The sequence below is a fragment of the Erwinia sp. BNK-24-b genome (genome assembly GCF_047456155.1).
Lineage (GTDB): Bacteria > Pseudomonadota > Gammaproteobacteria > Enterobacterales > Enterobacteriaceae > Erwinia > Erwinia phyllosphaerae.
Genome location: NZ_CP179901.1, coordinates 2,172,488 through 2,197,560 on the forward strand (window position 1 = coordinate 2,172,488; position 25,073 = coordinate 2,197,560).

General features: G+C 53.2%; 16 protein-coding genes. 9 read left to right on the forward strand and 7 right to left on the reverse strand.

What is annotated here, in order from left to right; genetic code table 11:
- The first annotated feature begins 160 nt into the window (after nt 1-160).
- The 4 genes from ACMGGR_RS09720 to ACMGGR_RS09735 all read left to right on the forward strand — a co-directional run bounded on the left by ACMGGR_RS09720 (nt 161) and on the right by ACMGGR_RS09735 (nt 5,477).
- Nucleotides 161-643, forward strand: a complete 483-nt coding sequence (locus tag ACMGGR_RS09720) for an RrF2 family transcriptional regulator (RefSeq protein WP_246759500.1) — start codon at nt 161-163, stop codon at nt 641-643.
- 307 nt (nt 644-950) lie between these two features.
- Nucleotides 951-1,286 (forward strand): helix-turn-helix domain-containing protein, encoded by a 336-nt coding sequence (locus ACMGGR_RS09725; RefSeq protein WP_246759499.1) that lies wholly within the window; start codon nt 951-953, stop codon nt 1,284-1,286.
- A 165-nt stretch (nt 1,287-1,451) separates the two neighbouring features.
- Entirely contained in the window at nt 1,452-2,471 is a 1,020-nt protein-coding gene (locus ACMGGR_RS09730; protein WP_246759497.1) for an AI-2E family transporter, read from the forward strand.
- 444 nt (nt 2,472-2,915) lie between these two features.
- A complete protein-coding gene (locus ACMGGR_RS09735; RefSeq protein ID WP_414148768.1) occupies nt 2,916-5,477 on the forward strand; it encodes a putative mucin/carbohydrate-binding domain-containing protein in 2,562 nt (853 codons plus the stop codon).
- A gap of 143 nt (nt 5,478-5,620) precedes the next feature.
- On the opposite strand, the gene ACMGGR_RS09740 is transcribed toward ACMGGR_RS09735, so the two are convergent.
- Genes ACMGGR_RS09740 through ACMGGR_RS09750 form a run of 3 tightly spaced genes read right to left on the reverse strand, consistent with a single transcriptional unit; the run spans nt 5,621 to nt 12,431 of the window.
- Nucleotides 5,621-8,005, reverse strand: a complete 2,385-nt coding sequence (locus ACMGGR_RS09740; protein ID WP_414148769.1) for a virulence factor SrfC family protein — start codon at nt 8,003-8,005, stop codon at nt 5,621-5,623.
- On the reverse strand, nt 8,002-10,986 hold the full coding sequence (locus ACMGGR_RS09745; RefSeq protein WP_414148942.1) for a virulence factor SrfB: 2,985 nt from the start codon (nt 10,984-10,986) through the stop codon (nt 8,002-8,004). Before ACMGGR_RS09745 ends, ACMGGR_RS09740 begins: the two co-directional genes overlap by 4 nt.
- Nucleotides 10,986-12,431 (reverse strand): SrfA family protein, encoded by a 1,446-nt coding sequence (locus ACMGGR_RS09750; RefSeq protein ID WP_414148770.1) that lies wholly within the window; start codon nt 12,429-12,431, stop codon nt 10,986-10,988. The genes ACMGGR_RS09745 and ACMGGR_RS09750 overlap by 1 nt, the downstream gene beginning before the upstream one ends.
- Nucleotides 12,432-12,868: 437 nt before the next feature.
- Here ACMGGR_RS09750 and ahr point away from each other — a divergent pair, with 437 nt between their 5' ends.
- Nucleotides 12,869-13,885, forward strand: a complete 1,017-nt coding sequence (gene ahr / locus ACMGGR_RS09755; protein ID WP_414148771.1) for an NADPH-dependent aldehyde reductase Ahr — start codon at nt 12,869-12,871, stop codon at nt 13,883-13,885.
- A gap of 152 nt (nt 13,886-14,037) precedes the next feature.
- Here the strand turns inward: ahr and ACMGGR_RS09760 are convergent, their stop codons facing one another.
- Both ACMGGR_RS09760 and ACMGGR_RS09765 read right to left on the reverse strand, forming a co-directional pair.
- On the reverse strand, nt 14,038-14,496 hold the full coding sequence (locus tag ACMGGR_RS09760) for a hypothetical protein (protein ID WP_246759492.1): 459 nt from the start codon (nt 14,494-14,496) through the stop codon (nt 14,038-14,040).
- Nucleotides 14,497-14,786: 290 nt separating this feature from the next.
- Nucleotides 14,787-15,971: a CynX/NimT family MFS transporter gene (locus ACMGGR_RS09765; protein WP_414148772.1), complete on the reverse strand. Its 1,185-nt coding sequence runs from the start codon at nt 15,969-15,971 to the stop codon at nt 14,787-14,789.
- Nucleotides 15,972-16,371: 400 nt separating this feature from the next.
- Here ACMGGR_RS09765 and fhuE (ACMGGR_RS09770) point away from each other — a divergent pair, with 400 nt between their 5' ends.
- Nucleotides 16,372-18,564 (forward strand): ferric-rhodotorulic acid/ferric-coprogen receptor FhuE, encoded by a 2,193-nt coding sequence (gene fhuE, locus ACMGGR_RS09770; protein ID WP_414148773.1) that lies wholly within the window; start codon nt 16,372-16,374, stop codon nt 18,562-18,564.
- Between the two features lie 427 nt (nt 18,565-18,991).
- Nucleotides 18,992-19,453, forward strand: a complete 462-nt coding sequence (locus ACMGGR_RS09775; protein WP_414148774.1) for a PHP domain-containing protein — start codon at nt 18,992-18,994, stop codon at nt 19,451-19,453.
- 40 nt (nt 19,454-19,493) lie between these two features.
- Here ACMGGR_RS09775 and fhuE (ACMGGR_RS09780) read toward each other — a convergent pair whose 3' ends face one another.
- Nucleotides 19,494-21,656 (reverse strand): ferric-rhodotorulic acid/ferric-coprogen receptor FhuE, encoded by a 2,163-nt coding sequence (gene fhuE, locus ACMGGR_RS09780; RefSeq protein WP_414148775.1) that lies wholly within the window; start codon nt 21,654-21,656, stop codon nt 19,494-19,496.
- Between the two features lie 307 nt (nt 21,657-21,963).
- On the opposite strand from fhuE (ACMGGR_RS09780), the gene ACMGGR_RS09785 reads away from it, so the two are divergent.
- Nucleotides 21,964-23,034 (forward strand): YncE family protein, encoded by a 1,071-nt coding sequence (locus ACMGGR_RS09785; protein WP_414148776.1) that lies wholly within the window; start codon nt 21,964-21,966, stop codon nt 23,032-23,034.
- Between the two features lie 93 nt (nt 23,035-23,127).
- Here ACMGGR_RS09785 and ACMGGR_RS09790 read toward each other — a convergent pair whose 3' ends face one another.
- Nucleotides 23,128-23,874 carry an SDR family NAD(P)-dependent oxidoreductase gene (locus tag ACMGGR_RS09790; RefSeq protein ID WP_246759484.1) on the reverse strand — a complete coding sequence of 249 codons (747 nt, stop codon included), beginning with the start codon at nt 23,872-23,874 and terminating at the stop codon, nt 23,128-23,130.
- A gap of 131 nt (nt 23,875-24,005) precedes the next feature.
- Here ACMGGR_RS09790 and ACMGGR_RS09795 point away from each other — a divergent pair, with 131 nt between their 5' ends.
- Nucleotides 24,006-24,920, forward strand: coding sequence for a LysR family transcriptional regulator (locus ACMGGR_RS09795; protein WP_414148777.1), 915 nt, complete (start codon nt 24,006-24,008; stop codon nt 24,918-24,920).
- Nucleotides 24,921-25,073 lie beyond the last annotated feature (153 nt).

Consider the following 25,073-nt stretch of genomic DNA (forward strand, 5'->3'; position numbering starts at 1 on the left):
TTATAGCGTAAATAGCAGGAAGTGCTTAACGCTATTCTTCTAAAATGCAACACTATTTGTTATATTAATTATCTCTGTACTTTTATAGTTGACTGATTTTTAATGCTTTTTATCACCACCGCTGAAACGGTGAGGTATCGCTAAAAGCAAGGATCTGAACATGCTTGATATTCGTTTTCCTACGGCCTTACAAATGGTGCTCTGCGTGGCCCAGGCGGAGCGGGAAGGTAAACGCAGCACCAGCAAAATTCTGGCTACGGGCCTTGAAGCTAACCCCAGCTTTGTCCGTAAAATGATGGTGCCGCTGACCCGCGACGGCATTATCGTATCGACATTAGGCAGGGCCGGGACTATCCGGCTGGGCCGTCCGGCGGAAGAGATCACGCTTTGTGATATCTACACTTCCGTACTGGAAGATAAGCCGCTGCTGGCAGGCCGTCCGGAAGTGCCGGCGCGCTGCCTGGTCAGCGCCAATACCTGCTGGTTCTTTAAGGAGCTGGCCCATGAGGCCGAGCAGGCTTCGCTTAGCGTTCTGGCTAAGCGTACCGTAGCCGACGCGCTGCGCGAAATTTACGAGCGCGACCGGCGCTATCCGGAAGGAAGCTGTGAAGCCATGAAGGCGCATGAAAATGCCGATACGTAACAATAAGGCAAAGCGCAAACGGGCCGGGCAAACTTCTGTCCGGCTTTTTTGTTTCTACAGCATTGATGGTTTCTTCTGGTTCGAAAGCGGTAAGAACGCCTGGCGTTAGCCTACGCCGCTCTCCCTGTTTTTTGATACTGCTCGTGAGCATCCTGCGTAAACCAATCGCATTTAATGCAACAATTAAACTTGCATTAAGCGGGCAGGTGCTTTACCGTAAATAAGTGCACTCATTAAAGTTACCTTTTACCCCGCGCGGCGGAAGAGGTCAACAACAAGAGCAGGTTAAAATTCTAAGGGGAAGACAATGAGCCATGACGATTTTATCAGCGATCTGGTAACGTGGATTGATACACATATTGAAGGCAAGATGGATTTGGATACCGTAGCCCGCCGCGCAGGCTATTCCAAATGGCATCTGCAGCGCATGTTTAAACAGCATACCGGTCATGCGCTGGGCGAATATATCCGCGCACGTCGTTTGAAAAAATCCGCTGAGCGCCTGGCGAAGGGCGGTGAACCTATTCTGGACGTGGCTATCTCATTTGGATTCGATTCCCAGCAGTCTTTCAACCGCAGCTTTAAGCGTCAGTTCGGCCAGTCTCCGGGCGCATGGCGCCGTCAGGTTCAGGTTAGCGCCTGAATTCGCTGCGACAGCGGGCGTAACGGCCCGCCGTAGCCGCTGTAAAAACACCCGATAACGCTATTTTCACTCAACAGGTGGGGTAAATCGCACCTGAAAGTGGGCAAGGGATTGTATACTGTCTGAATTGTAATGCTTTTTGGCGTCTGACAGACAGGAATCCCCATGGAGTTACGGAATTTCAAAAAACAGAATATGTGCGAAGCCGTCAGCTATCTGCTGATTTTTTTTGCGCTAATGCTTATTTTCCCTTTGCGCCTGCTGCCTTGTTTCCTGGCCGGATTTATCGTATATGAAACCATTCTGGCGTTAACACCGTGGGTGGGACGTCTGGTGAAGGGCCCGCTGGCCCGCTGGATCACTATTTTTTTCCTGGCGGTTATCATCGTGCTGGCGCTGGCTGCCGGTATCACCAAGCTTATCGGCTTTCTCCTGCATGATTTTCATAGCACGGCAGCTTTTCACGCGGCGGCCAGCAAGCTGCTGGAAGATGCGCAGAATACGCTCTCGCCGGTTGTCGCCCGCTACCTGCCAGCGGATATCGATGAATTGCAGCATCAGGCGATGGCCTGGCTGCGTGAGCATCTGATTATCGTACAGACGCTGGGCCGCACCGCCGCGCATACCGTGGCAACAATGCTGATAGGCATGCTGCTGGGCGCTATTATTTCATTGCGCATCAGCGACAGCGATAATAACGATGCGCCGCTCAAGCAGGCATTATTACGACGCCTGTCGCGGCTGGCCGCGTCTTTCCACGATGTCGTTTTTGCACAAATCAAAGTGGCGCTGGTTAACACGCTGCTGACCTGCGGCTTTTTATATGCCATTTTGCCGATGTTTGGGCTGCATTTTCCCTTCGCCAAAACGGTTATCGTTCTGACCTTTATCGCCGGACTGCTGCCGGTTATCGGCAACCTGATCTCCAATACGGTGATTTTGCTGATCGGGCTTTCCATCTCGCTGCAGGCGGCGCTGATCGCGCTGATTTTCCTGATCCTGGTACACAAGCTGGAATACTTTATCAATGCACGAATTTTCGGCACCCGCATTAATGCCAAAACCTGGGAAATCCTGCTGGCGATGCTGGTGTTTGAATCCGCGTTTGGCCTGGCGGGCGTGGTCGCCGCCCCGGTGTTCTATGCTTATCTGAAGAGCGAGTTGCGCCACGCGCGGCTGATCTGATCCCGACAAGCTCTTTTAGTCAAACCTGACGGCTCCTCACGGAGCCGTTTAAACTTCAGCCTGTAAACTGCCGGTAACGCTTCCTGAAGGACCTGAAATAAGGTGCTATCAAAACTATTGCAATGGCCGTTCGCTGCCAGTTCACATTATTTTATCTCAAAAATTATTTTCCCGATGCTGGTTTATCAGGAAAGATGAGGCTTTCAGGTAAATAGCGCCAGAAAATATGGTGTAAAGCCGTGGTGCGATATTAACTTTTGATAGTGTTTATTTACGACCAATCTTGGGCGTTTTATTTCAAGCGGACAAATAATTAAACGAACCCTCTCTTTACATTTCGTAATAAGATTAATTTTTGGATCTTCCTTACCAATAATTACGATGTGTCCCTTCCTTATTTACTGTTAGCATTTTTCCGCTACAAAAATAATCTATAGAGAGGGAATGATGGCAACGGTAACGAAAAGCAAACAGCTTTATACGCTGCAAAGACCAACATGGTTTGAGGCGGCGAATCTGAATATGGGCATACGGCATGACAGACAGCATCTGGGCATTATTCTGGCTAAAGGCCAGACTATCCGCATCCGCCAGAACAACCCGCTGGCGGGACCGGTAAATTTACGTTTGATGAATGATTACTGTGGTACGGAAATTTCCGCAGCGGTTGGCAATGCCTGGGTAACGTGCACGGCAAGCGCTGCGTCTGTTCCCTTTATCGATACGCTCTATGACAGATCTGAGCCGATTATTGAGTTTCAATATGACGATTCGGCTAAAACTTTACCCGTGTTTAACTCTGGCGATAGTGAGAGTGATTTCTTTAAACTGTGGGATAGCCAAAGCGCTGAATTTGCGCTAATTGAATCACCTTATATTAATTTATTAGTCCCTGCTGTTGACAAACAAGCTTTAAGAACGCTCTACGCAACCAATCCCGTCGAGGAATTGATTAAGGTTTATAACGAACTGTTTGAGTTTTATAATGACATCGCCGGCATCTCGTTTAACGCTGAAAGCGCAACAGATCGTAATATACCAAGCCGATATTTTGCCAGAGCCGATAAAAACGGGGCAGGCGGCGGTTATTACGGTTTAAACTGGATAGCTGAAAGTACGGCTTCAATTGCGGGTTTTTATCTGGATTGCAATCAGTACAAGGAATTAGGCTGGGGTGGGCTGCATGAGATTGCCCATGGTTACCAGGGCCATTTTATGAATGAAAGCGTTTCTGAAGTCTGGAACAATATTTATTGTGCCTGGTACCAGCATACCAGAATGGGCGAGCGGCAATATAAAGAGGGCTGGCTCTATGGCCGTCAAAGCGTCATTGAGGGGCGAATTAACGACGCGATCAAAAACAATACGCCGCTAAATTCGCTGGATGTTGCCTGCCGACTCTACTTTTATATGCAGCTGATACATAAAGGCGGGATCGAGTGTTTTACCCACTTTAACCAGCGCTATCGCCAGCTGGCAAATACTGACGGTTTTATAGCTTCAAACTATGTTTTGCCAGACCTGCTGTCAGAAAGTTTTATGACCGGTGAAAAGGGTGTTGACGTTACGCCTTATATGCAGCTGCTGGGCTTACCGATTACCGAAAGGCAGTGCATGATGAATCAGTTCAGCGGTAAGAAGGCCGTTTATCCGCTCAACCAGCTGGTGAGTGCAAGCCAGGTAAGTTCCGTGCAGTCGCAGCTGCGCTTGCAAAGTCCACTTACGCTGGTGGATTGCCAGCAGCTGAAGAGCACGGGGCTCAAAAGCACAATGACGCTGTCGTTTACCCTCGACGACTTTGCTCAAATCCGTGGCGAAACGCTGGCGCTGCTGGATGGCGCAACTGTCGTCCGCCAGCTGAAAATTACCAGCCAGCAGGTGACGCTCAGCGATATGCCCATCGGCGTATACGCGTTACGTCTGCCAACCGGGAAAAGTAAAAAATATACGCCGCAGATCAATTACCTGGTAGTCAAAACCGACAGCAAGCTACAACAGATAAGCTTTACACGTAAAGCGGCACCGGCCGTGATAAATCAGACGCTGACTTTTTTAGGCATCTCCGATAAGGCGTTTGGGGCCGCTACTGTGGAATACCAGAACAGCCGTATCCATGTACAGCTAACCGATGAAACGCCTCACTCTTATTTTCCAAATGAAAATTATGTTGAGATAATTATTCGCAATAAAAGCAATGCTGAGCGCTACAGGAAGTTAATCAAGGGTACGAATAACACCATGTTTTCAGACCTGATTGACTTTACGCTAGGCGATACAATAGAAATTATCCATCAGGAACCTTCGCGCTTACGCGTTTCCTCTGCCAGTAATGACATGGTTGATACCAGTAGCAAAAGCAACGTCTATGAAATTACCGCCTGGGGCCTGAGAAACAAGCGGACAAACAACGATCCGAAGAGTGACCTAGTGGCAAGAATTGATGCCGCGGCGCAGGTCGTTGCGCGCAATGTAGCGATGGTAGAGGCCGATTACGCCACCCTGAAAGACGATCTGTATCTGGCGATAATGGCTCTGGATAACCCTCAACGCGATACGTTACGCGCGCAATATTACCTTTACCTGTCGGCACATAATACGCTGTCGGACGATCCAGGTGAGCCGATAGAGCCGGTTGAACCCGTAGAGCCGGAAACGCCGGATGAGCCAGTAGAACCAGAAACGCCGGATGAGCCAGTAGAACCAGAAACGCCGGATGAGCCAGTAGAACCGGAAACGCCGGATAAGCCAGTAGAGCCGGAAACGCCGGATGAGCCAGTAGAGCCGGAAACGCCGGATGAGCCAGTAGAACCGGAAACGCCGGATGAACCTGTAGAGCCGGAAGCGCCATATCCTGCCTGGTCGGCAACCAAAACCTACAGTACCTACGGTGAAAAAGTAACGTATAAGAGAAAGGTTTACCGCCAGAACTTCTATTCAATCAATAAAGCGCCAGATACCAATTCTGCGCCTTTTGGCGAGCCATGGGTTTATCTGAACGACTATTGACTGGCTGTTTAGCCAACGCTAAAAGCGATGTTTAAACGGGGAGGAACAGGCAAAAAAATCCCGGCTTATCGCCGGGATTTTTCCCTGTAGCTTTGCCATTCGCTGGCATAAGGATTAACGGCTGTCGACAAAGCGGCGCTGCGTTAGCCAAGCTGTTTTAAGATAGCCGCAAGCTGCTCGCGGTGTTCGGCATCAATCTCACGAGCGGCAGAATAGCCTGCGTTGAGCATAATGGTTTCATTCAGCCCTACCAGCCAGTCATAGATATACCAGGCCGCATAGTTATTCGGCTTCAGCGACAGGCGGGTGAGGCGCTGGGTTGGCCCAAGACTCGCCGCCTGCGTTTCCGGGCGGGCAAAAATTTTCTGTCCGCGATTAATTTTGCTGTCCGGACGTTCGGCTTCGGGCAGATGTTGAAAGCCTAGCCACGCGACGAAGTCACCTAGCACGCTTAGCGCACGGGAAACCTGGCGATCTGCCAGCAGCTCGGCAGGCGTATTGGCCGCATCCTGATCGGTCAGGATCTTCACCAGCGCGTCTTCAATGTTCAGGCGAATACTGGCGGTGGCCAGCTCTTCCGTCAGCATTTCCAGCGTAGGGCGCGTGACCCCTAACAGCTCCAGCAAGGCGGCCTGTTCAGGCAGCTGCACCAGCAGATTAATCCAGTAACGGTAAACCAGCTGCGCAAAGCCCGCTTCTGCCTCTTCATCCTGCGTATCCTGCGGAAGGGTCTGCAAAGCAGGCAGCGGCTCGTTGCTTAACAGATCGATGCTGATGCCAATACCAAAAGGATCTTCTTCCGTCAGCGCAAATTCTTCGCTGGCGCGTCGCTCGGCAGGATGCTGCTGCTGCATAAAAAGATGGCGCAGCGTCTCGCGCGTTGGCAATAGCCGCTCCAGCAGTTCACCATGCACGCCGGTTCTGGCCTGTAGAGCCTTCAGCAAACTTTCCGCAATACGCAGGCGAGCCTGCGGCTCCTCTTTTTCGGCGGCCAGATACCAGCGGCCCAGAAGGTTGTCGCTCAGCTCGCGGCGGATTTCGTTAAGCTGCTCCTGCAAACGCGCCGTTTTACCTTCGCGCTTGACTTCGGTCGTCAGCCAGCCCGCCATACGCTTGACGCCTTTATCGTCCATTGCCAGCATGGTCCCCCAGGTGTCGCCCGGATTACCTACGAAACGCTGGACGGCGGCATCGTGATTCTGACCGCGGGTAATGCGCTGGTCGAAGGGCGTCAACGCCCAGATCAGTCCTGGCTTGCGTCCGTTGCGCAGCTGGGTGTTTTCGCCCTGGGTCTGTTTTACCCAGTTATCCAGCACGCGGCCCACGGTTTGCGCATCGGCACGCTGGCCGGAAGCATTACAAACCATCAGCAGATCGACATCCTGCCTTTCGGCGGCGCGGGTCAGCAGAAAAGGGCGTTTGGCAGTGGTAAATGCCAGCGCCAGTTCATGGTAAGGATCGTCCGGCAATATTGACGGCTCTTCAAAACCCGGATAATCGAGCAGATCAACCTGTTCGAACAGGTTTTCTCTCGGCGCGCTGTAAAATGGCAACAGCACTTCACGGCTAAGCAGGTTCAGCTCGCCCAGCGCCAGCGTGACCGGTTTCAGGCTGCGGCCGTTATGCTGCGGCACCACCTGAATCACCCGGTCGGAAGAGGCGTTAAAATAGCGCAGGCTGCTGCTGTTCAGCACGCTAAGCCCGGCATCGTCAATGACGGTAATCGGTGCCAGCACGCGACGCACGTTAGAGAGATGATGCAGCACGTGCGCCAGCTGGCGATAAAGCGCGGAAAGCTCGCGATCTTCGTTCCACAGCAGCGAAAAAAGCCGGGCGCGATCGTCCACGCCTAAAAACGGCGCAAGCTCCACGGCCTGCGGCCAGAAATGGCTTTCCAGCGCCTTGCTGCGGCAAACCTGCGCGTTATTCAGACGCTGCCAGAGCGCCACCACGTTATGACTGTTCATGCCGTCAACGGGCTGCGGCTGACGGAACACGGCAACGTTTCTCATGCGCTCGGCGATCTGCTGCTCGTCCATTACCGGTTTGCCGCTGCGCTTTGCCCAGATATCGGCGATGACGCCGACAATCTCTTCCTCACTCATTAGCGCCAGCTGCACGGGCCACTCGTTATCCGTACGGGTTTGCTGGCCGCTAAATCGCATCACCAGCGTTGCACTCTGCTGCTGAGGGTTGAGCTGGGAATAGTCGAAGGTTGCATTGCCGATCGCCAGCTCCATACGGCCTTTTTCACTGGCGGCCAGCGCGGCAATCAGCCACGCTTTGCCCGCCTGGGCCAGGCCAAAAAAGCCAACTGCACACTCTTTGCCCGAGGCTTCAATTAGCCAGCTGGCCTTGTTGTGCTGAGACTGAAGCCTGGTGCGCAGACGGTCTGCTTCCATATCAAGGCGCGGCGCATTCTGGCGAGCGCTCTCCAGCCACAGCAGTGACCGGTCGATGCCTTTTACCACGCTCTCCAGTTTTTTGCCGAACTGTCCCGACAGCTGTTTAGGCGTCAATGCTTTCATTTCTTGTATACGCTCCCACTGTCAATCCAGTAATGGGTCAGGCCTGAGCCGCTGCTGGCCAGAGTATTAAGTTTTAACCGCAGATGCTCCAGCGGAACGCGGCTGCCGTCGTCCAGCGTCGCCTCGGCAATTTCAAATCGTTCCGGTCCGAATTCACCCTCGGTTTTTGCCACTGCCAGCCTGATTTTCAGCACCTTGTCCCCGGCAACGCTGCGCGCCAGCTGTGGATCGGCAATGGACAGCGTATACAGTGGCGAAGCGGGCCAGCGATCGTTATCGAGCTGGCGGAAGCCTAAAGTTAGCGCACCGCGAACCTGAAAACGCTCGCGCGAGTCCAGCTTGAAGCGCTCGTCGTCCAGATCGATATCGGCGTACCAGACGTTTTCAGCGCTGAGCGCGCCGTTGCCGTCCAGCATGCCCAGATAGCGAATAGTGGAGTAAGGCTGGAAATCGCCCGCCTTAAACCAGAAGTTAGCCAGCCTTAAATCCAGCGACAGCAGGCACAGCATGGCACCCACTGCGGCGGTAGATTTCGGATTTTCAATACGGCCCTGTTTGTTAAAAGGATACCAGTCGTTGGTATGATAGCCATCCAGCGAAAGGATACGGCTGACCGGCAGCGGTTGCAGATGGCGGAACAGCGCCTGCACGCCAGGAAAACGCGAAGGACGACCCGTCAGCAGCAGGACGTCGCAGTCGTAAACGGCGACCACTTCCGACATCGAGCGCAGGCTTTGCGTAATATTCATGCGTGGCGACAGGAACTCGGCGTGCAGCTTGCCGAGCTTAACCACCAGCGGCACGCGTAAAATATCGAAAGCTTCCGCTTCGTTCGGCAACTCGCGCTGAATTTCACGGTTGATATACTCTAACAGCTTCTGCGTGGGTGCCTGCGCCAGCAGCTCTTCAAACCGCGCATCCACTTCGGCATTCAGCTCCAGCGGGTCGAATCTTTCGTAGGCTTCGAGGATCGCCTGGCCGACCGGAATAAAAATCTGCAGCGTAATCTGCTGGCGCAGCGTCGAGTGCCCGTCAAGCCTGCCTTCGTGGCCAAACAGCCGCGTCATCACGCCTTCCGGATTAACCATGCCCGCTTCTTTAAACGCGTGTTGCAGCGCGGGCAGCACGTAAAGCTGAATGACGTCCAGCAGGATATCGTCACCGGCCAGCTTAAAGCCCTCGCGGAACAGCAGGCGCGGCATGATTTTAACGTTGTTGCCGACGCCATCATCCAGGCGGTATTGGGTAATCGCCAGATCGGTGGTGCCGCCGCCGATGTCGATGGAGGCAATGCGCAGCGTTTTACCCACGGGTTCATCCGGCGCGCGAACGCGATCCGGACGCGCCATGCTGATAAAAAAGGCTTCGGCGCGACCGCCAAAGTTCACCTGGGTTTCGTTATAGAGATAGACCATTTGCCCGCAGGTGGCCTCGTCCCATTCCATCTGCACTTCCGGCACCGGCACACTGCTTTTCGCTTTGTCTTTGGCGCTGGTAAAATCGTCGTCGGCCGGGTGCCAGCCCATGGCTTTCCAGACCAGGGCAATCGCCTCCATCATGCGACGGCGAAAAATCTCGCGCTCGGGCTTGGGCATCGCGGACGGCAACGTCAGAATAATATTGCGTAGCTGACGCGGCGCGCTGCTGTGCAACATTTTCTGGCGCTGCGTTGCGCTATTCATTTGCATCAGCGCCTGTGCCAACAGTTCGCCGAGCATAAAGGTCATTACGGAGCTGCGGCTGTACTGCGGGGAAAACACCGGCAGCCTCTCTTCCAGCGGCTGATTGTAAAGCGGCTCGCCTTCATCGTTAACCAGGTTGGTCAGCGGCGCGGCGGTAGCCAGCGGCTCCTGTGCGGCGTTGCCTGGCGTACGGCTAAAGCGCCAGCCTGGCGTATAGGCTTCTTCATCCCACAGATAGCGGCGCGGGCTGGAGATGCCGGTTGCGCCTTCGGTGCCCAGTCGCTGCAGAGCCAGATGGCTGGCCTCGCGACCGACGCGCGTAATAGATGGCCAGATAAAAGCGTCATCGCGACCGCTTTCCACCGAGAAATTTTGCTTGCCGAAAGTGGCCTGCGCAAACTCTACGCGACTTTCAAACAGTTCGTTGTAAAGGTACTGCGGTGAAGTCAGATCGCGTAGCTGTAGCTCATAGGTATGCTTCAGGCCGTGGTGATCGTCTACGTGATCTTCAACCATGATGCCGCAGGTGTGCGAGTTGCCCACGTCCAGAATCAAATCAACGGGAATAGCGGGTTCCTGTAGGGTGGCCGCGCTGATTTTCAGTTCCGGCAGCGCCAGCTGGTGGCCGAGCATGTGCAAAATGTTCAGATAATGCGCCTGGTACTCGAACTCACGCAGTGCGGTACGAATGTTTACCTGCGGACGCTGTTCGACCGTGGTGGCCTGCTGGCTAAAAACTTCCCGCAGCCAGCCGTCAATCCACGTGTGGTCGAGAAATTCGCCCAGCTCGTTGCTGCGGTAAGCCAGCGCGAAACTGACGCCATTTTTCACGTCGCTCTCGTTCAGCGCCAGCGTTTCATCTTCGCCTTCGGCCCAGGTGCGGGTTTCAAACGCCAGGCAAATACGGTGCGTTTTGCCGTTTTGATCCGGGCTATCCAGCTCGACAATCTGCACGCGCGCCCAATTATCGGGGCCGCCAATAAAAGTGCGCGGCGGATTAAAACGTAAAAAAGGCAGCGGCAGCCAGACGCCGTTCAATAATGCCAGCGACTGCGACAGCGGAAAACTGAACTCAGGCTTGACCACTTCCGGCATGCCGCCCACGGCGATGGGCAGCAGATACTTGCCGGTTTGCGCATTAAAATTCAGGCGCAGCAGCGGGCCGTTAGCCGTCTGGCGCACAAATTTTCCGGGCAGATCGTTCTCTGGATCCGGCGTCAGGGCAAAATCGAGAAACTGAATGCCGCTGTTTTGAATCAGCGTCATCGTCGGTTTTAAATCAGCGATAGTCGCCAGCATCATTGTTTACTCTCGCGCTTCATCGTCATCGGTAATACGGTTTCGGCATCGTACTGGCCGTTACAGGCGGCGGCCGTGCCTTCGGCACCCTGAACGCAAACCAGTTCCGGCATTTTGTAACGTGACCCGTCGCTGCATTTCGCTCTGGTACGGCTGTTAATCACCAGGTTGCCGGATTTCATCAGGCCGGCATAAACATCCACGCGGCAGACGGTACCGTCGCCCTGGGTCATTTGCGCCTGGCCTTTACCATTGCGCAGTTGATAGCGCAGCACGGGTGGCTTGCCGGTCAACGGCGTTTTAATGCCGACAATCACACGCCAGTTACCGTTAAGGAAACGTGTGGAGCCAATTTTCACGGCGTCAGCTGGCAGCACTAAATCATCTTTTCCGGCCGGAACAGCAGGTTGTTCGGCAACGGCTGGTGCTGCTGCTGGCGTTTCGGTTACCGGCTCCTCGGCTGGTTTATTTGCCGTGGAAGCAGCAGCAACGGTGGCTGGCGTTACCGGAAGCTTAGTGGCCTGATGCGCCACAGAGGCTGTTTCCTGTAGCGGCGCGGCAGATGGCTTAGCCATTTCCTGCGGCGCGGATGCGGATTCTTTTACCGGTTCGGCTGGCGTCGGCGTTGGCTGCGGGTTAGTTACCGCAGCGGAAGAAGCGGGCTTCTGCTCCGGAGTAGAGAAAGAGTTTTTCATCTGCACACCAAAAACAACCAGCAGCGCGGCGGCAGGGACTATCCAGCCATAGCGCAGAAGATTGCGTTTGACAGAACTATTTTTGACCGGTGCAGGCTCTGGCTTAGCGGGTTCGGGCGTAACCTCAGCTTTAGTTTCCGGCTCGGGTTGCGGGGGCACTTCCGGCGCAACGGGCTCCGGCTCGGGCTGATAAGCCGCAATGGCAGGCGAGGCGGTTACCAGCGGCGCGACGGCAGTCATTTTCGATAGCGTCAACGGCAGCTCTTCTTCCACCGCACGCAGGCAATCCAGCGGATCCTGCTGCGTCTTTTTATCCAGGCTAACAAATCCCCAGAAGGTCAGTACCGGCTTGCCGCCAACCAGATAAACAAAGTTCTGATCGGGGAACTGCAGCGCCTTGGCCAGCAGTGCGCCAAATCGTTTCTGACTGGTTTTTTCGGACTGCTGCGCGCGCTGGCAGATCTCCGCAACCGTCTGCTGACAGGCAATAAGATGATTTAATGCATGAGTACGGGCGCTGTCGCTGGCGGCGGCCCAGGAGGTGATTTTGCCGGAAACGGGCGAGTACCAGTCCAGGCGATCGCCAGCATCGTTGGGTTGAGGAATAGCCAGGCAGTCAGCAATCTGCTGCTGCTTGCGCAGGCGCAGCGTCTCGCGCAGCTGCAGGGCTGACAGGTAAACGGGTTGACCGTTCTCGCCCAGAGGCAGAACCGCGTCCAGGCTTCCGCTGCGTAGAAATTGTTTAGCCACTAAATCAGACCTTTTTAGTCAGGATTCAATAAGTTTTAATCCAAATTTCTATTTACTGTAGTCGAGTGGCCTTAAATCAAATGCGAAAATAAGAGGGTAAAGCGGGGTTTGCTTACGCCATGAAGCGGCAAAAAGTCAGGAACACATTAAAATCAAAGGAAAAATGGCGAAATTTCAGGCAGCGGAAAAAACTTACCTCTAATTTTCAAAATTGCGGGCCGCCAGAACTTTTGTGACTAATATCCTATTCAGGCCAAAAGGTTACGGCATACGCCGACAGGCTTTCGTCAGGCTGGGTTAATAACAGGCAGATTGCAGAAGGTCTGAGCAGAATTTACATCCTGATACACTCCTCAACGGTGATGGCCCATTTCGCTGCCAGGGTGTTCTCGCAGCTTTGCTAAACTCAGACGGTTATTGAAATCTGAGGTAGAAGAATGAAAATTAAAAGTTACGCAGCAATGGAAGCCGGCAAGGCGCTGGAACTGTATGAATATGACGCGGCTGAGCTGAGCGCGGAAGAAGTCGAAGTAACAGTGGAATACTGCGGCGTATGCCATTCCGACCTGTCGATGATCGATAACGAATGGGGTATCTCACACTATCCGACCATTGCAGGCCACGAAGTCATTGGTCGCGTATCGGCACTGGGCGAAGCGGCAAAAACCAAAGGGCTGTCGATAGGGCAGCGCGTGGGCATTGGCTGGACGGCCAAAAGCTGCCAGCACTGTGATGCCTGCATCAATGGCGAGCAGGTTAACTGTGAGCAAGGCTCTGTCCCAACCATCCTGAACAACGGTGGCTTCGCCGAGAAGCTGCGCGCCGACTGGCAATGGGTTATCCCGCTGCCGGAAAGCCTGGATGCCTCAACGGCGGGCCCGCTCCTGTGCGGCGGCATCACCGTATTTAAACCATTACTGATGAGCAACATCACGGCGACCAGCCGTGTGGGCGTTATCGGTATCGGCGGCCTGGGCCATATCGCCATCAAAATCCTGCGCGCGATGGGTGCAGAAGTAGTTGCTTTCAGCTCAACGCCGGATAAAAAGCAGTCCATTCTGGAAATGGGTGCGGACGAAGTGGTTAACAGCCGCGATGCGGAAGAGCTGAAAAAGCAGGCTGGGCGTTTCGATTTGATCCTCAGCACCGTCGCGGTCGATCTGGACTGGAAACCTTACTTTGACGCGCTGGCACCAAAAGGTAAATTCCATACCGTGGGTGCCGTAATGAAGCCGTTTGAAGTATCTGCGTTTCAGCTGATTATGGGCGACAAAGCGTTGACCGGTTCTTCTACCGGATCGCCGGGCCAGCTGCGTTCGCTGCTGAAACTGGCTTCGCGCCGCGATATTGCGCCGAAAGTAGAATATTTCCCCATGTCGAAAATTAACGATGCGCTGGATCATGTCCGCGCCGGTAAAGCTAATTACCGTGTGGTCTTGAAAGCGGATTTCTGATTTATCGCTACGGAATTTTCTAAGCCCTGGCTTTTAAAGCAGGGCTTTTTTTGCAAGGAAAGCAGCCCGATCTCCCCCGCGTAATAAGTACGATATGATTAAAAAGGCGATCGCATCGATCGCCTTTTTTTCGTTAACTCTTTAGCGAACGGTTAACCCTGTTTCGCATCGGTCTCGGTAAACGCCGGTTTGTTTTTGGCCGTGGAATAGGCAACCTGTTTTACCTTATCCGGTGCAGTTGTCACCTTCACTGCCGGGATAGTCACGCGGCCAAAGCCGAGCAGGGTAGGGACGTAGCCACCCACCTGGTGCTCGCCAGCCGGCAGGTGAAGCTGCAGGCTCTGACCACGGATCAGCGCGCCCGCATCTTTACCGTCGACGGTAACGTAAACAGGGGATCCATCGTCGGTGCGGCTAATCTCGTGCGACACGTTGACCTGAGTCGGTCCAGTCGAAAAGTCTTCCGCTGAAATCTCTGCCGGGCCCTTAAATAAATTAGCGGCCGAAGCGGTGATTGACGACGTGGATGCCGGCTCGTCTTTTTTATGGGCGGCGCAGCCGGTCAGGGTTATGGCGGCCATCGCAACGGCCAGGGTGAAACGACAGATCATTATACCTCACTCTACAAGCGGCTTTTAATACGCTATTTTAGCGCCTCCAGGTCGTCAAAAACAGTCAGGTCTCATCTTAAAAATGTTTCCACGCGTTATTTCGCATGGATTGCGTAAGGGGGAGATGTTTCACGTGATTCAGTATTGTGGTGTAGCAATGCTGCACTTTAGTTACATCATACTAAATAGACTAACGGTAAAAGTAACCTTTAACATTGGCGATAGAATTGGCCAATCAGCAAAAAATGCACCGGCCTCTGTTTTCGCTACCCAAAAGGAGCGGGCGGGCGTCAGCCAATCGTCCGATTTCTGCCTGCCAGCGGCGCAATAAATACCTGGAGCAGGCTCATTGCTATCAGTACCAGCAATGGAGTTGACCAGTTATTAAAGTGCTCATGGATCATGCCAAAAGCCAGCGGGCCCAGCGCGGCCAGCCCATAGCCTACGCACTGGCCCATGCCGGAAAGCTGCGAAGCCTGCCGATGATCGCCGGAGCGTAAACCAAACAGCGAAAGGCAGATTACCATTGAGGCACCTGCGCCAAGCCCGGCCGTTATCAACCACAGTATGGCCAGTGCCGGAAAACAATAGAGACCACCCAGCCCGATAAAAATAGCCAGCGAAGCCAGAAACCCGATGATGCGCTGATCGGACAGCTTTTTTAACGCGACCATACAGCTCAGGTTCGAAACCACGGCAACAATCTGATAAACAAACAGCAGCCAGCCTGCAGACAGCTGGCTAAAACCCTGTGCCTCAGCCCAGGGCGTAAACCAGGCGATAAGCGTATAGAACACCATTGACTGCAATGCCATAAACAGCGATACCTGCCAGCCCAGCGCGGAACGCCATGGCGACCGTAGTCGGGAAGCGGCATTTTTATTATTGCTCGCGCCTCGGGAATATTTTAATAGCGGTAGCCAGGCTACTAACGCCACTACAGCCGGGAGCAACCATATGCCCAGCGACAAAATCCAGCCGGTTTTCGTTGCCTGGGCCAGCGGAACGGCAACCCCTGAAGCCAGGCTAGCAGTCACGGCCATCACGCCAGCATAAAGGCCAATATAGCGTGCGGTATGCCCGGCAAAATCTCTTTTGATCAACGGCGGTAGCAATACGTTAGCCGCCGCAATACCTGCGCTTAACAACAGCGTCCCCAGCCACAGACCCGTTACGCCGCTGCCCACACGCAGTAGCGATCCCAGCATAATCAGCCAGACGGCATACCAGAGCGTTTTCTCCAGGCCAAAGCGGTTACCAGCCCAGGCTGCGGGCGGCGCAAGCAGGGCGAACATCATAAGCGGAATAAAATTGAGCAGGCCAGCAGCGCTGGCAGACAGGTTAAACGTGGCGCGAATATCTTCCAGCACCGGCCCGATTGCCGTTAGCGGCGCGCGCAGACTGGCAGCGGTGGTGAGCAATACAAACAGGAAAAAACCAGAACGGGCAAAAAGAGAGCGTGGGTTCATAAGCATTAAATATCGCACCGGAGCAGGCACGGCCTGCTGAAAGTGCGTTGGTTGACGTTAACGCTTACGCAACAAAGCCGGGCTTTGCTGTCTGGACGTTATGTTAACGGCGTTGGCCGCCAAAAGTAAAGGCTAACGACAAAGTCATAACAACCCAACGTAAGAGGAGCCGGTCAGGCCATTTTTTTACGTTGCGCATCATCTCCATACATGACTTACAAAATCCTGAAAAGGTCATTAATAGTCTTTTACATGTTAAATAAAAAAAATTATAGTTCTCATTCTCATTTGTATACAGCCGTTTCATAGCGCTTAAAAAGCGACCTGTGGCGGCGTTCCGCAGTGCATCACAACAGTGGCTGAACAGCGTTGCCTGTTCATAAAAAACATAAAGATCGAGGTCAGGATGTCTTTTGCACAACGTTTTAACAGGGAAAAGGGCGCTGCCCGTATCAATACTTCTTATACGGTCGTTGCCGCACTGGTCGCGCTGGCCATTCATATCCCGCAGGCTCACGCGGCGGATGCAGCGAAAGAACAAACGCTGACGGTTAGCGGCACCGCCGAGAGTGCTGACAGTACGGCAGCAACGGATTACAGCGTCCCCGTGACTAATGCGGGAACCAAAATGTCGCTGACTTCCCGTGACATTCCTCAGTCGATAAGCATCACCAGTAAACAGCGTATGGAAGATCAGCAGCTGCAATCGCTGGGCGACGTGCTGAACAATACGACTGGCGTTATGGAAAACGTAGCGGATATGGATCGCCGCACCTATTACTCACGCGGTTTCCTGATTGATAACTACATGGTCGACGGCATCCCGACCACCTTTCAGGGACAGTGGAACCTGGGCGATGCGCAGTCAGATACGGCTCTTTATGAACGCGTGGAGGTGGTGCGTGGCGCAACCGGCCTGATGACCGGCGCGGGCAACCCATCTGCCTCCGTTAACATGGTACGCAAGCACGCCGACAGTAAAGAGTTCACCTGTAACGTATCGGCGACTTACGGCAGCTGGAATAAGCAGCGCTACGTCGCCGATCTCTCTGCGCCGTTAAGCGAATCCGGCAACGTGCGCGGCCGCCTCGTGGCTGGCTATCAGGATAATGACAGCTTTGTTGAGCGTTATAGCGCAGAGAAGAAATTCTTCTACGGCGTGGTTGATGCCGATTTGACGGACTCGACCACGCTTTCTGTCGGCTATGAGTTTCAACAAACCAATGCCGACAGCCCAACCTGGGGCGGCCTGCCGCGCTGGTACACGGACGGCAGCGCAACCAGCTATCGTCGCGGCTTTAACACCGCGCCGGACTGGGCCTATAACGATAAAGAAAGCAAAAAGCTGTTCGTTAACCTGAAGCAGAACTTTGACAACGGCTGGCAGCTCACGCTGAACGGCACCCATAACGAAACCTTCCTCGACAGCCGCCAGCTCTATATCAGCGGCTACTTTGATAAAAACACCGGGGCTGGCGTATCGCCATACGCTGATTATCCCGTCGTCGGCGGCACCGGTTACAACACAGGCAAGCGCAAGGTCGACTCTGTTGATACATTCGCCAGCGGGCCTTATCAGCTGTTTGGTCGCCAGCATGAGTTAATGGCAGGCGTGAGCTACAGCAAACAGCAAAATACCTATTACGGTACCTTTGCCAATATCACGCCTGAAGAGCTGGGCGATTTCAATGCTTATAACGGCCAGTATCCCGAAACGGACTGGGGCGAACGCTCGCTGTCGCAGCGTGACGTTACTCGCCAGAAGTCTGCCTATCTCGCCACTCGCGTGACGCTGGCCGATCCGCTGCATCTGATCCTGGGCGCACGCTATACGCGCTGGAGTACCGATACGCTTACGGACAATATTGAAAAGAACAACATTACGCCTTATGGCGGACTCATTTACGATATCAATGAAAACTGGTCGGCCTATGCCAGCTATACCTCGGTTTTCCAGCCGCAGTCCTATCGTGACGTCAACGGTAGCTATCTGGCGCCGGTTGTCGGGAAAAACTATGAGGCTGGCCTGAAGTCAGACTGGATGAACAGCCGCCTGACCACGACGCTGGCCGTGTTCCGTATTGAACAGGATAACGTGGCGGAAAGCACGGGCCGCAGCGTTGCGGGTTCAACCGATACCGCCTACGTAGGTAAGAACGGAACGGTAAGCCGTGGCGTCGAGTTTGAAGTAAACGGCGCGTTAACCGACAACTGGCAGATGACCGTCGGCGGCACGCGTTATATTGCTGAAGACAGCGAAGGCGAAGCGGTTAACCCGCAACTGCCGCGTACCCAGCTGAAGCTTTTCACCAGCTATCGTCTGCCAATGCTGCAACAGCTGACCGTGGGCGGCGGCGTCAACTGGCAAACCAAGGTTTGGGATGAGGTTGGCGCACCGGAAGGCAATGGCACCTGGCATGCAGAGCAGGGCAGCTATGCGCTGGTTAACCTGTTTGGCCGTTATCAGGTAACGAAACAGCTAACCATTCAGGGTAACCTGAATAACCTGTTCGACAAAGAATATGACACTAATATCGGCAACTATATTGTCTATGGCGAACCGCGTAATTTCTCGCTGACCGCCAGCTATAGCTTCTGATTTCGCTGGCCTGCATGAATAGCGCCTGAGGGCGCTATTTTTTTCGAGAAAAATCAAGCGTCATTCTGAGTAAGGGAAACTGTTATATATTAAAGTTACTTTTAACGCTTATTGGCATTGATTTCTTAAAGGTATAAAAACTACCAGTAGCCAGTATTTAAGGGCTTTTTGAAGTGACTTTTCTGTCAACCTGAGAAGTTAATTTCTAACCGCTACCAGTGCAATACGAACTTCAGAATCTCACTTTCCAGCACTTCTCATACCTCATTCTAAAGTCTTAGACTCTTTTTAATTGTTTCACCCAATGGGGAAATATAAATAAATAGTGTGACCTGATTAATATAAATCAATAACTGACCATATATAATAAAGTGTATCAATGGTGTTGGGGTCGTTATAAAAATATTATCATGGGCGGAGGCTTAAAATGGATAAAATTGATTTGCACATTCACTCATCTTATAGCGATGATGCGGATTTTCCTGTGGGCGAAGTTGTCGATATTGCCAGGGAAAATGATTTGGCAATCATTTCAATTACCGATCATAACTCATCACAATCAGCATCAGATGGCGTAAAATTTTGTTCAGACAGAAACATAGGGTTCATAACTGGCATTGAAATAGATTGCTCTTTCAACAAACGAAACTTTCATCTGTTGGGCTATGGTTATAACAAAGATACGCGTGACTTCCACTATATTCAAAGCGAATTTATAAGAAAGCAAAAAGAAGCTATGCCTGTGAAAATAAAACGACTAAAAGATATGGGGTTCTTTTTAGAAGAAGATTTTCTCTATGAAAATATCAAGGGTGCCGTTCCTCAAGAATATAGCAATAAGGAATTAATAAGTATAAGGCAATTCATCGATCGAGTAAGAGTTTACTGACGGAGACAGAGAAATCCCGGCCAGCGGCCGGGACAGCTAATCAAAAATTATAAGAAACATTCACTTCATAATTACGCGGTGCGCCATAAACCACCGAATCGCTCAGCCAGGTATAATAGGTGCGATCGAAAAGGTTGTTGACGTTGGCCTGTACCGCCAGCTGCTTCGTAACCTGATAGCGTGCAAACAGATTAGCCAGTGGGTAGCTGCTTTGATACAGGCGTTTGGTTTCTCCATCTGGTGCGGTCGCGTCCTGGAACGTACGGTTTTGCCAGTTAACGCCGCCGCCCACGGTCAGCTGCTGCAGCATCGGCAGGCGATAGCGCGTAAACAGTTTCAGCTGCGTTTGCGGCATCTGGCTGTTATAACGACCCGTCGAATCCGTTGCCACAAAGCGCGTTGCCCCAAAGGTCATCTGTAAATTATCCGTGACCGCGCCGTTCAGCTCAAATTCCGCGCCTTTACTGGTCGCGCCTTTGGTGGCGACGTAAGCCTGCTCGCTGGAGTTATTGACATAATTGTCGCCGTCGCTCTCGGCTGCGTTTTCCTGCTCGATACGGAATACCGCGATAGTGGCGGTCAGACGACCATCGTCCCAGGCGGATTTCAGCCCGGTTTCATAGCTTTTACCGGTAACCGGTGCCAGATAGGCGCCGCTTTTAGTGCGGTAGGTCTGCGGCTGGAAAATGGAGGTGTAGCTGGCATAGGCTGACCAGGTATCATTAATGTCATACACCAGGCCACCGTATGGCGTGACGTTATTCTTTTTCTCGTTGCCGCTGCTGCCCATGGTGCTCCACTGGGTATAGCGTGCGCCAACAATCAGCGACAGCGGATCGGCCAGGGAGAAGCGTGCTGCGCTGTAAACTGCTTTTTGCCGGACTACATCGTCCGCATTCTGATACCAGTCACCCCATTCCGGTTCGGCTACGTCGCCGTCCCAGCTATCGTGGAAGCTGCCCATCTGGCCTTCGTCATAAGCACCATCCGAGCTATAGGTAGCATTATGTTGACGGCTGTAGCTCACGCCGGCCACCATCTCATGCTGGCGGCCAAACAGTTCAAACGGGCCGCTGGCATAGGTATCAATCGAATCCAGCTTGCGCTTGCCCCTGTCCTTGCTGCCAATACCTAAGGTACCTTCGCCCGTTTGCTCATCCGGTGCGTCTGACAGATAGAGTAATTTGTCGTTAAAGGTTTCTTCACCATGTGTACCGTTGACGCGGAACGTCCAGCCGTTATCAAAGTTGTGCGTAACGTTAGCAAACACCTTACGAGAAGTGACGTTGTAACGCGTCCAGTCTGCTGCATCACTGGTGTTACGGCTGTAGTGGGTGCGTGTGCCGTTGCTGTACCAGGTGGGCAGGCCGCCCCAGGTAGGGTTGCCGGTATTGGTTTGCTGATAGTCATAGCCCAGCGAAACCGTCGTGCTGTCGTTCAGGTCAGCGTCAATAACGCCGTACAGGAATTTCTTCGTTTTGTGGTAGCGATCCAGCCAGCTGTCCTGATCCTGATAGCCCGCTATTACCCGGCCGCGCACGTTGCCGGATTCGCTCAGCGGGCCGGAAACATCCATGACATAACGCTGCTTGTTCCAGCTGCCATAGCTGGCGGAAACGTTGCCGGTAAAATCCTTGCTGTCGGCATGCTTGCGCACCATGTTAACGGAAGCCGCCGGACTGCCCGCGCCGGTCATCAGGCCGGTGGCACCACGGACGACCTCGATACGATCGTAAATTGCCGTATCTTCCGCTGCGTCGCCAAAGTTCCAGGCATCGCCAGCTGTCGTGGGGATATCGTCATAGGTAAAGCTGGTAATCTGAAAACCGCGGGAATAGTAAGCCGAACGTTCGCTGTCATAAGATTCCGACGCGATGCCGGTGGTGTTATCCAGCACCTCGCTGACCGACTGAAGATTCTGATCCTGCATTCGCTGCTTGCTGACCACGCTAAGCGATTGCGGCACGTCGCGCGGCGTCATCAACATTTTGGTTCCGGCCCGCGTAGTTTTAACGCTGTAATCCTGTTGCTCGTTACCGTCGCTGGCAGTGGTCGCGTCAACCACCATATCCTGCTCGGCTGCCTTGTTGGTTTCTGCGGCAACAGCAGGATTGAACTGAGCATGAATCGCCAGCGCCAGCAGCGAGACGGTAAATGTTTTTATCGGCGCACGCGCGCCGTTTTCCCTGCGATTAAAAGACATAAAGTTCTCGAATAGGCATTTCTTGTTATTGTCCTGAAGAGGACGCGCATTCTCGACGACCCGGCCAAAAAAGCTTATTAACAGGCAAGAGGGGATCGCAGTGAGAATGTTAATGATAAGTATTTGCTTTTAACGAGTCTCTTGCTGTATGCGCCACAAAGTGTAACAACTTGTTAATTTCTCCGGGCAATCGGCAGCGCAGCGCCTTGCCGCATAGCGCATGCAGATTTACTTCGCGCATGCTAATGCGTATGATTCTCATTCTTTTTATCGGCTATGCGCCGTTTATCCATTGATGGAGTGCTGCATGAAATCTTTACGTCCGGCCGCCCTGGCGGTTGTTGTTGCTCTGGGGCTGGCTGGCTGCCAGGCACCTGCTAAAAAACCTGAAGCCCCGGTCAACACTGCCGCAGCGGCAACGCCAAACACCCAGCTCAACCAGCGCGAGTTAGGTGACGGCCTGTATGAAATGGCCTGGACGCCAAAAGCGCTCTACGTTGCCAGCGCGCAGTCTTTCAAAGACGTTAACGGCGGGGTGCTTTATCGTCTTGACCCGACCACGCTGGCGACAACTGGCGAAACCCATACCGATCTGAAGAACTTTGGCATGGCTGCCGATCCGGATGGCAAGGTGTTTTACACCACGAACTCGCTGGATGGCGGTATCTCGAAAGTGGATGCGCAGAGCGGTAAGGTGCTGGAACGCCTGAAATTTAGCGAAAAAGGCAAAGATGGTTCGCCTTATGGCGCGCGTGAGATCCTGTGGCATGAAGGGCAGCTTTACATCGGCGGCGTTGGCGAGCCTGGCGTAATCTGGGTAGTGAATGCCAACACCATGAAGCTGGTTAAAACCATTAAAAATGCAGGTAAGTGGGTAACCGGCATTATCTGGTCCCCGGTCACCGATCGCATTTATGCGGCCAACGGCGGCGGCGAAGTGCTGGTTATCAATCCGCATAATCATAAAATCGAAAAACGCTGGACGGCTGGCGACGGCAAAGAGTATCTGCTGCTGAATATGGCAGAAGATCCGGCAACAGGCCGCCTGTTTGTCACCGATAATTCCAAAGCTAAAACCACGCTGGTGTTCGATGAGCGCAGCGGAAAAGTGATTAAGCGTATTGAAGGCGATGCGCTGGGCATAAAATTCAACGCGAAGCGCAATGAAATCTACATCAGCCAGCGCGAAGCGAAGAAAGTGCTGCAGCTTGACGCCACCAGCTACGCGGTGAAAAACAGCTGGTCGTTCGACAGTAACCCGAACAGCCTGCTGGTTTCGCCAGATGGGCAGACGCTGTACGTCACCGTTAAGCAAGCCTTTAATAAAGATGATTCCACCAAAGGCAAAGACAGCGTGGTACGTATTGCGCTGAAATAAGCACAGGGCTGCCAGCAGATTATAACGACGGCCTTTACGCCGTCGTTTTTATATGTGAAAGCTCTATCGCCAGGGAAGAATTCTCCCACGGCGTTACACCTGCGCCATGCCGCCATCAACAAACAGCTCGGTTGCGTTAATAAAGCTGGCAGCGTCGGAGGCCAGAAAAGCCACGACTTTAGCAATTTCCTGCGGTTCGCCCAGACGGCCCAGCGGCACCTGCGCGGCCAGATAGTCAAATAATCCCTGACGTTCCTCTTCGCTGGCCAGACCGCCAAGGCCTGGCGTTTTCACCGGGCCAGGGCTGACAACGTTGATCCGGATGCCGCGATCTTTCACGTCAAGCGCCCACGAGCGCGCAAAGTTTCTGACCGCCGCTTTGCTGGCGCTATAAACGCTGAAGCCTGCCGTACCCTGGACGGAAGTGGTGGAAGCCGTCAGAATGACCGACGCGCCATCTTTTAACAGCGGCAGCGCTTTTTGCACCGTAAACAGCACGCCACGCACGTTAGTACCGAATATGCGATCGAAATGCTCTTCGGTGATCGCGCCCAGCGCCTGCATATCGCCGCCGCCCGCATTGGCAAACAGAATATCAAGGCGTCCTGCGCTTTTGGCTATTTGCGCGTAGACCGTATCCAGATCGGCAAGGACAGAGGCATCGGCCCGAATACCTGTTGCCGCCGCACCAATAGCCTCAACGGCAGCATCCAGTTCCGGCTGGCGACGGCCAGTAATAAATACTTTCGCGCCCTGAGCGGCCAGTTCATGTGCCGCTGCCAGACCAATACCCGATGTGCCGCCGGTAACCAGTGCGATTTTGCCATTAAGTGAAGTCATTTTTTCTCTCCGATAGGGCCCGGCGTATCCGGGCATGAATTCACTGTAGCGGCACGCCATTTGTTGATAAATACTGTAAAATGGAAATGACTATTCACAGCCATGTATAATTAACGATACCGGAGTGATGTATGGATCAGCTGGCAGCAATCAGAGCTTTTGCGCGCGTAGTGGAAGCAGGGAACTTTACGCGCGCGGCCGACTCGCTCTCTATGCCTAATGCGACGCTAAGTAAACTGGTGCAGGAGCTGGAAGCGCATCTGCATATCCGCCTGCTACAGCGCACGACCAGACGCGTTACGGTGACGCCAGAAGGGCAGGAATACTATGAGAAAACCGCCCGCATCCTCAAAGATCTGGAAGATATCGATACCTCTTTCAACGCCGTACGCGGTCAGCCGCACGGGCATTTACGTATTGACGTTGGCGGATCGACCGCGCGCGATGTACTGATCCCAATGCTGCCCGATTTTATGGCGCGTTATCCGGATATTCGTATCGACCTGGGCGTGTCCGATCGCAGCGTCGATTTAATCGGCGATAGCGTTGACTGCGTTATTCGCGGAGGCCCGCTTTCAGATTCTTCGTTGATTGCCCGCCAGATCGGTTTTGCGACGTTAATTACCTGTGCCACGCCACAATATCTGAAGCTTTTTGGTGTACCGGCTTACCCGCAGGAGTTAAGTAATGGGCACCGGCTGGTCAGCTATCTTTCTTCGCAAAGCGGCCGGGGTTTTCCGTTTCGCTTCCAAAAAGATGGTGAAAAGCTGGAAATTAAAACTGAACATCGCCTGGGCATAAACGAAAGCAATGCGCATCTGGCAGCGGCGCTGGCCGGGTTAGGCATTGTGCAAACCTTTACCTATGCCGCCAGAAGCGCGCTAAAAAAGGGCCAGCTTGTGGAAATATTAAAAGAGTGGCGGCCGGCGGCTTATCCTTTTCACCTGGTTTATCCACAAACTCGTCACGTTACGCATCGCCTGCGCGTCTTTATTGACTGGCTGGTTGAAAAGTTTCCGGCACGTGTTGCCGACGCGGATGATTAATATTTAACCATCAGGTTGCGAGCCGGGCCGAAGAATATATAAGGTGTTATCCGACTAATCCGCAGAGGGAAGTATTGAATAAAACTAACTGATAAAAAGCAAAGTCTGAAAATTTCCGGGGATATATAAAGAGCAATTTGAATTTTGCTCAAC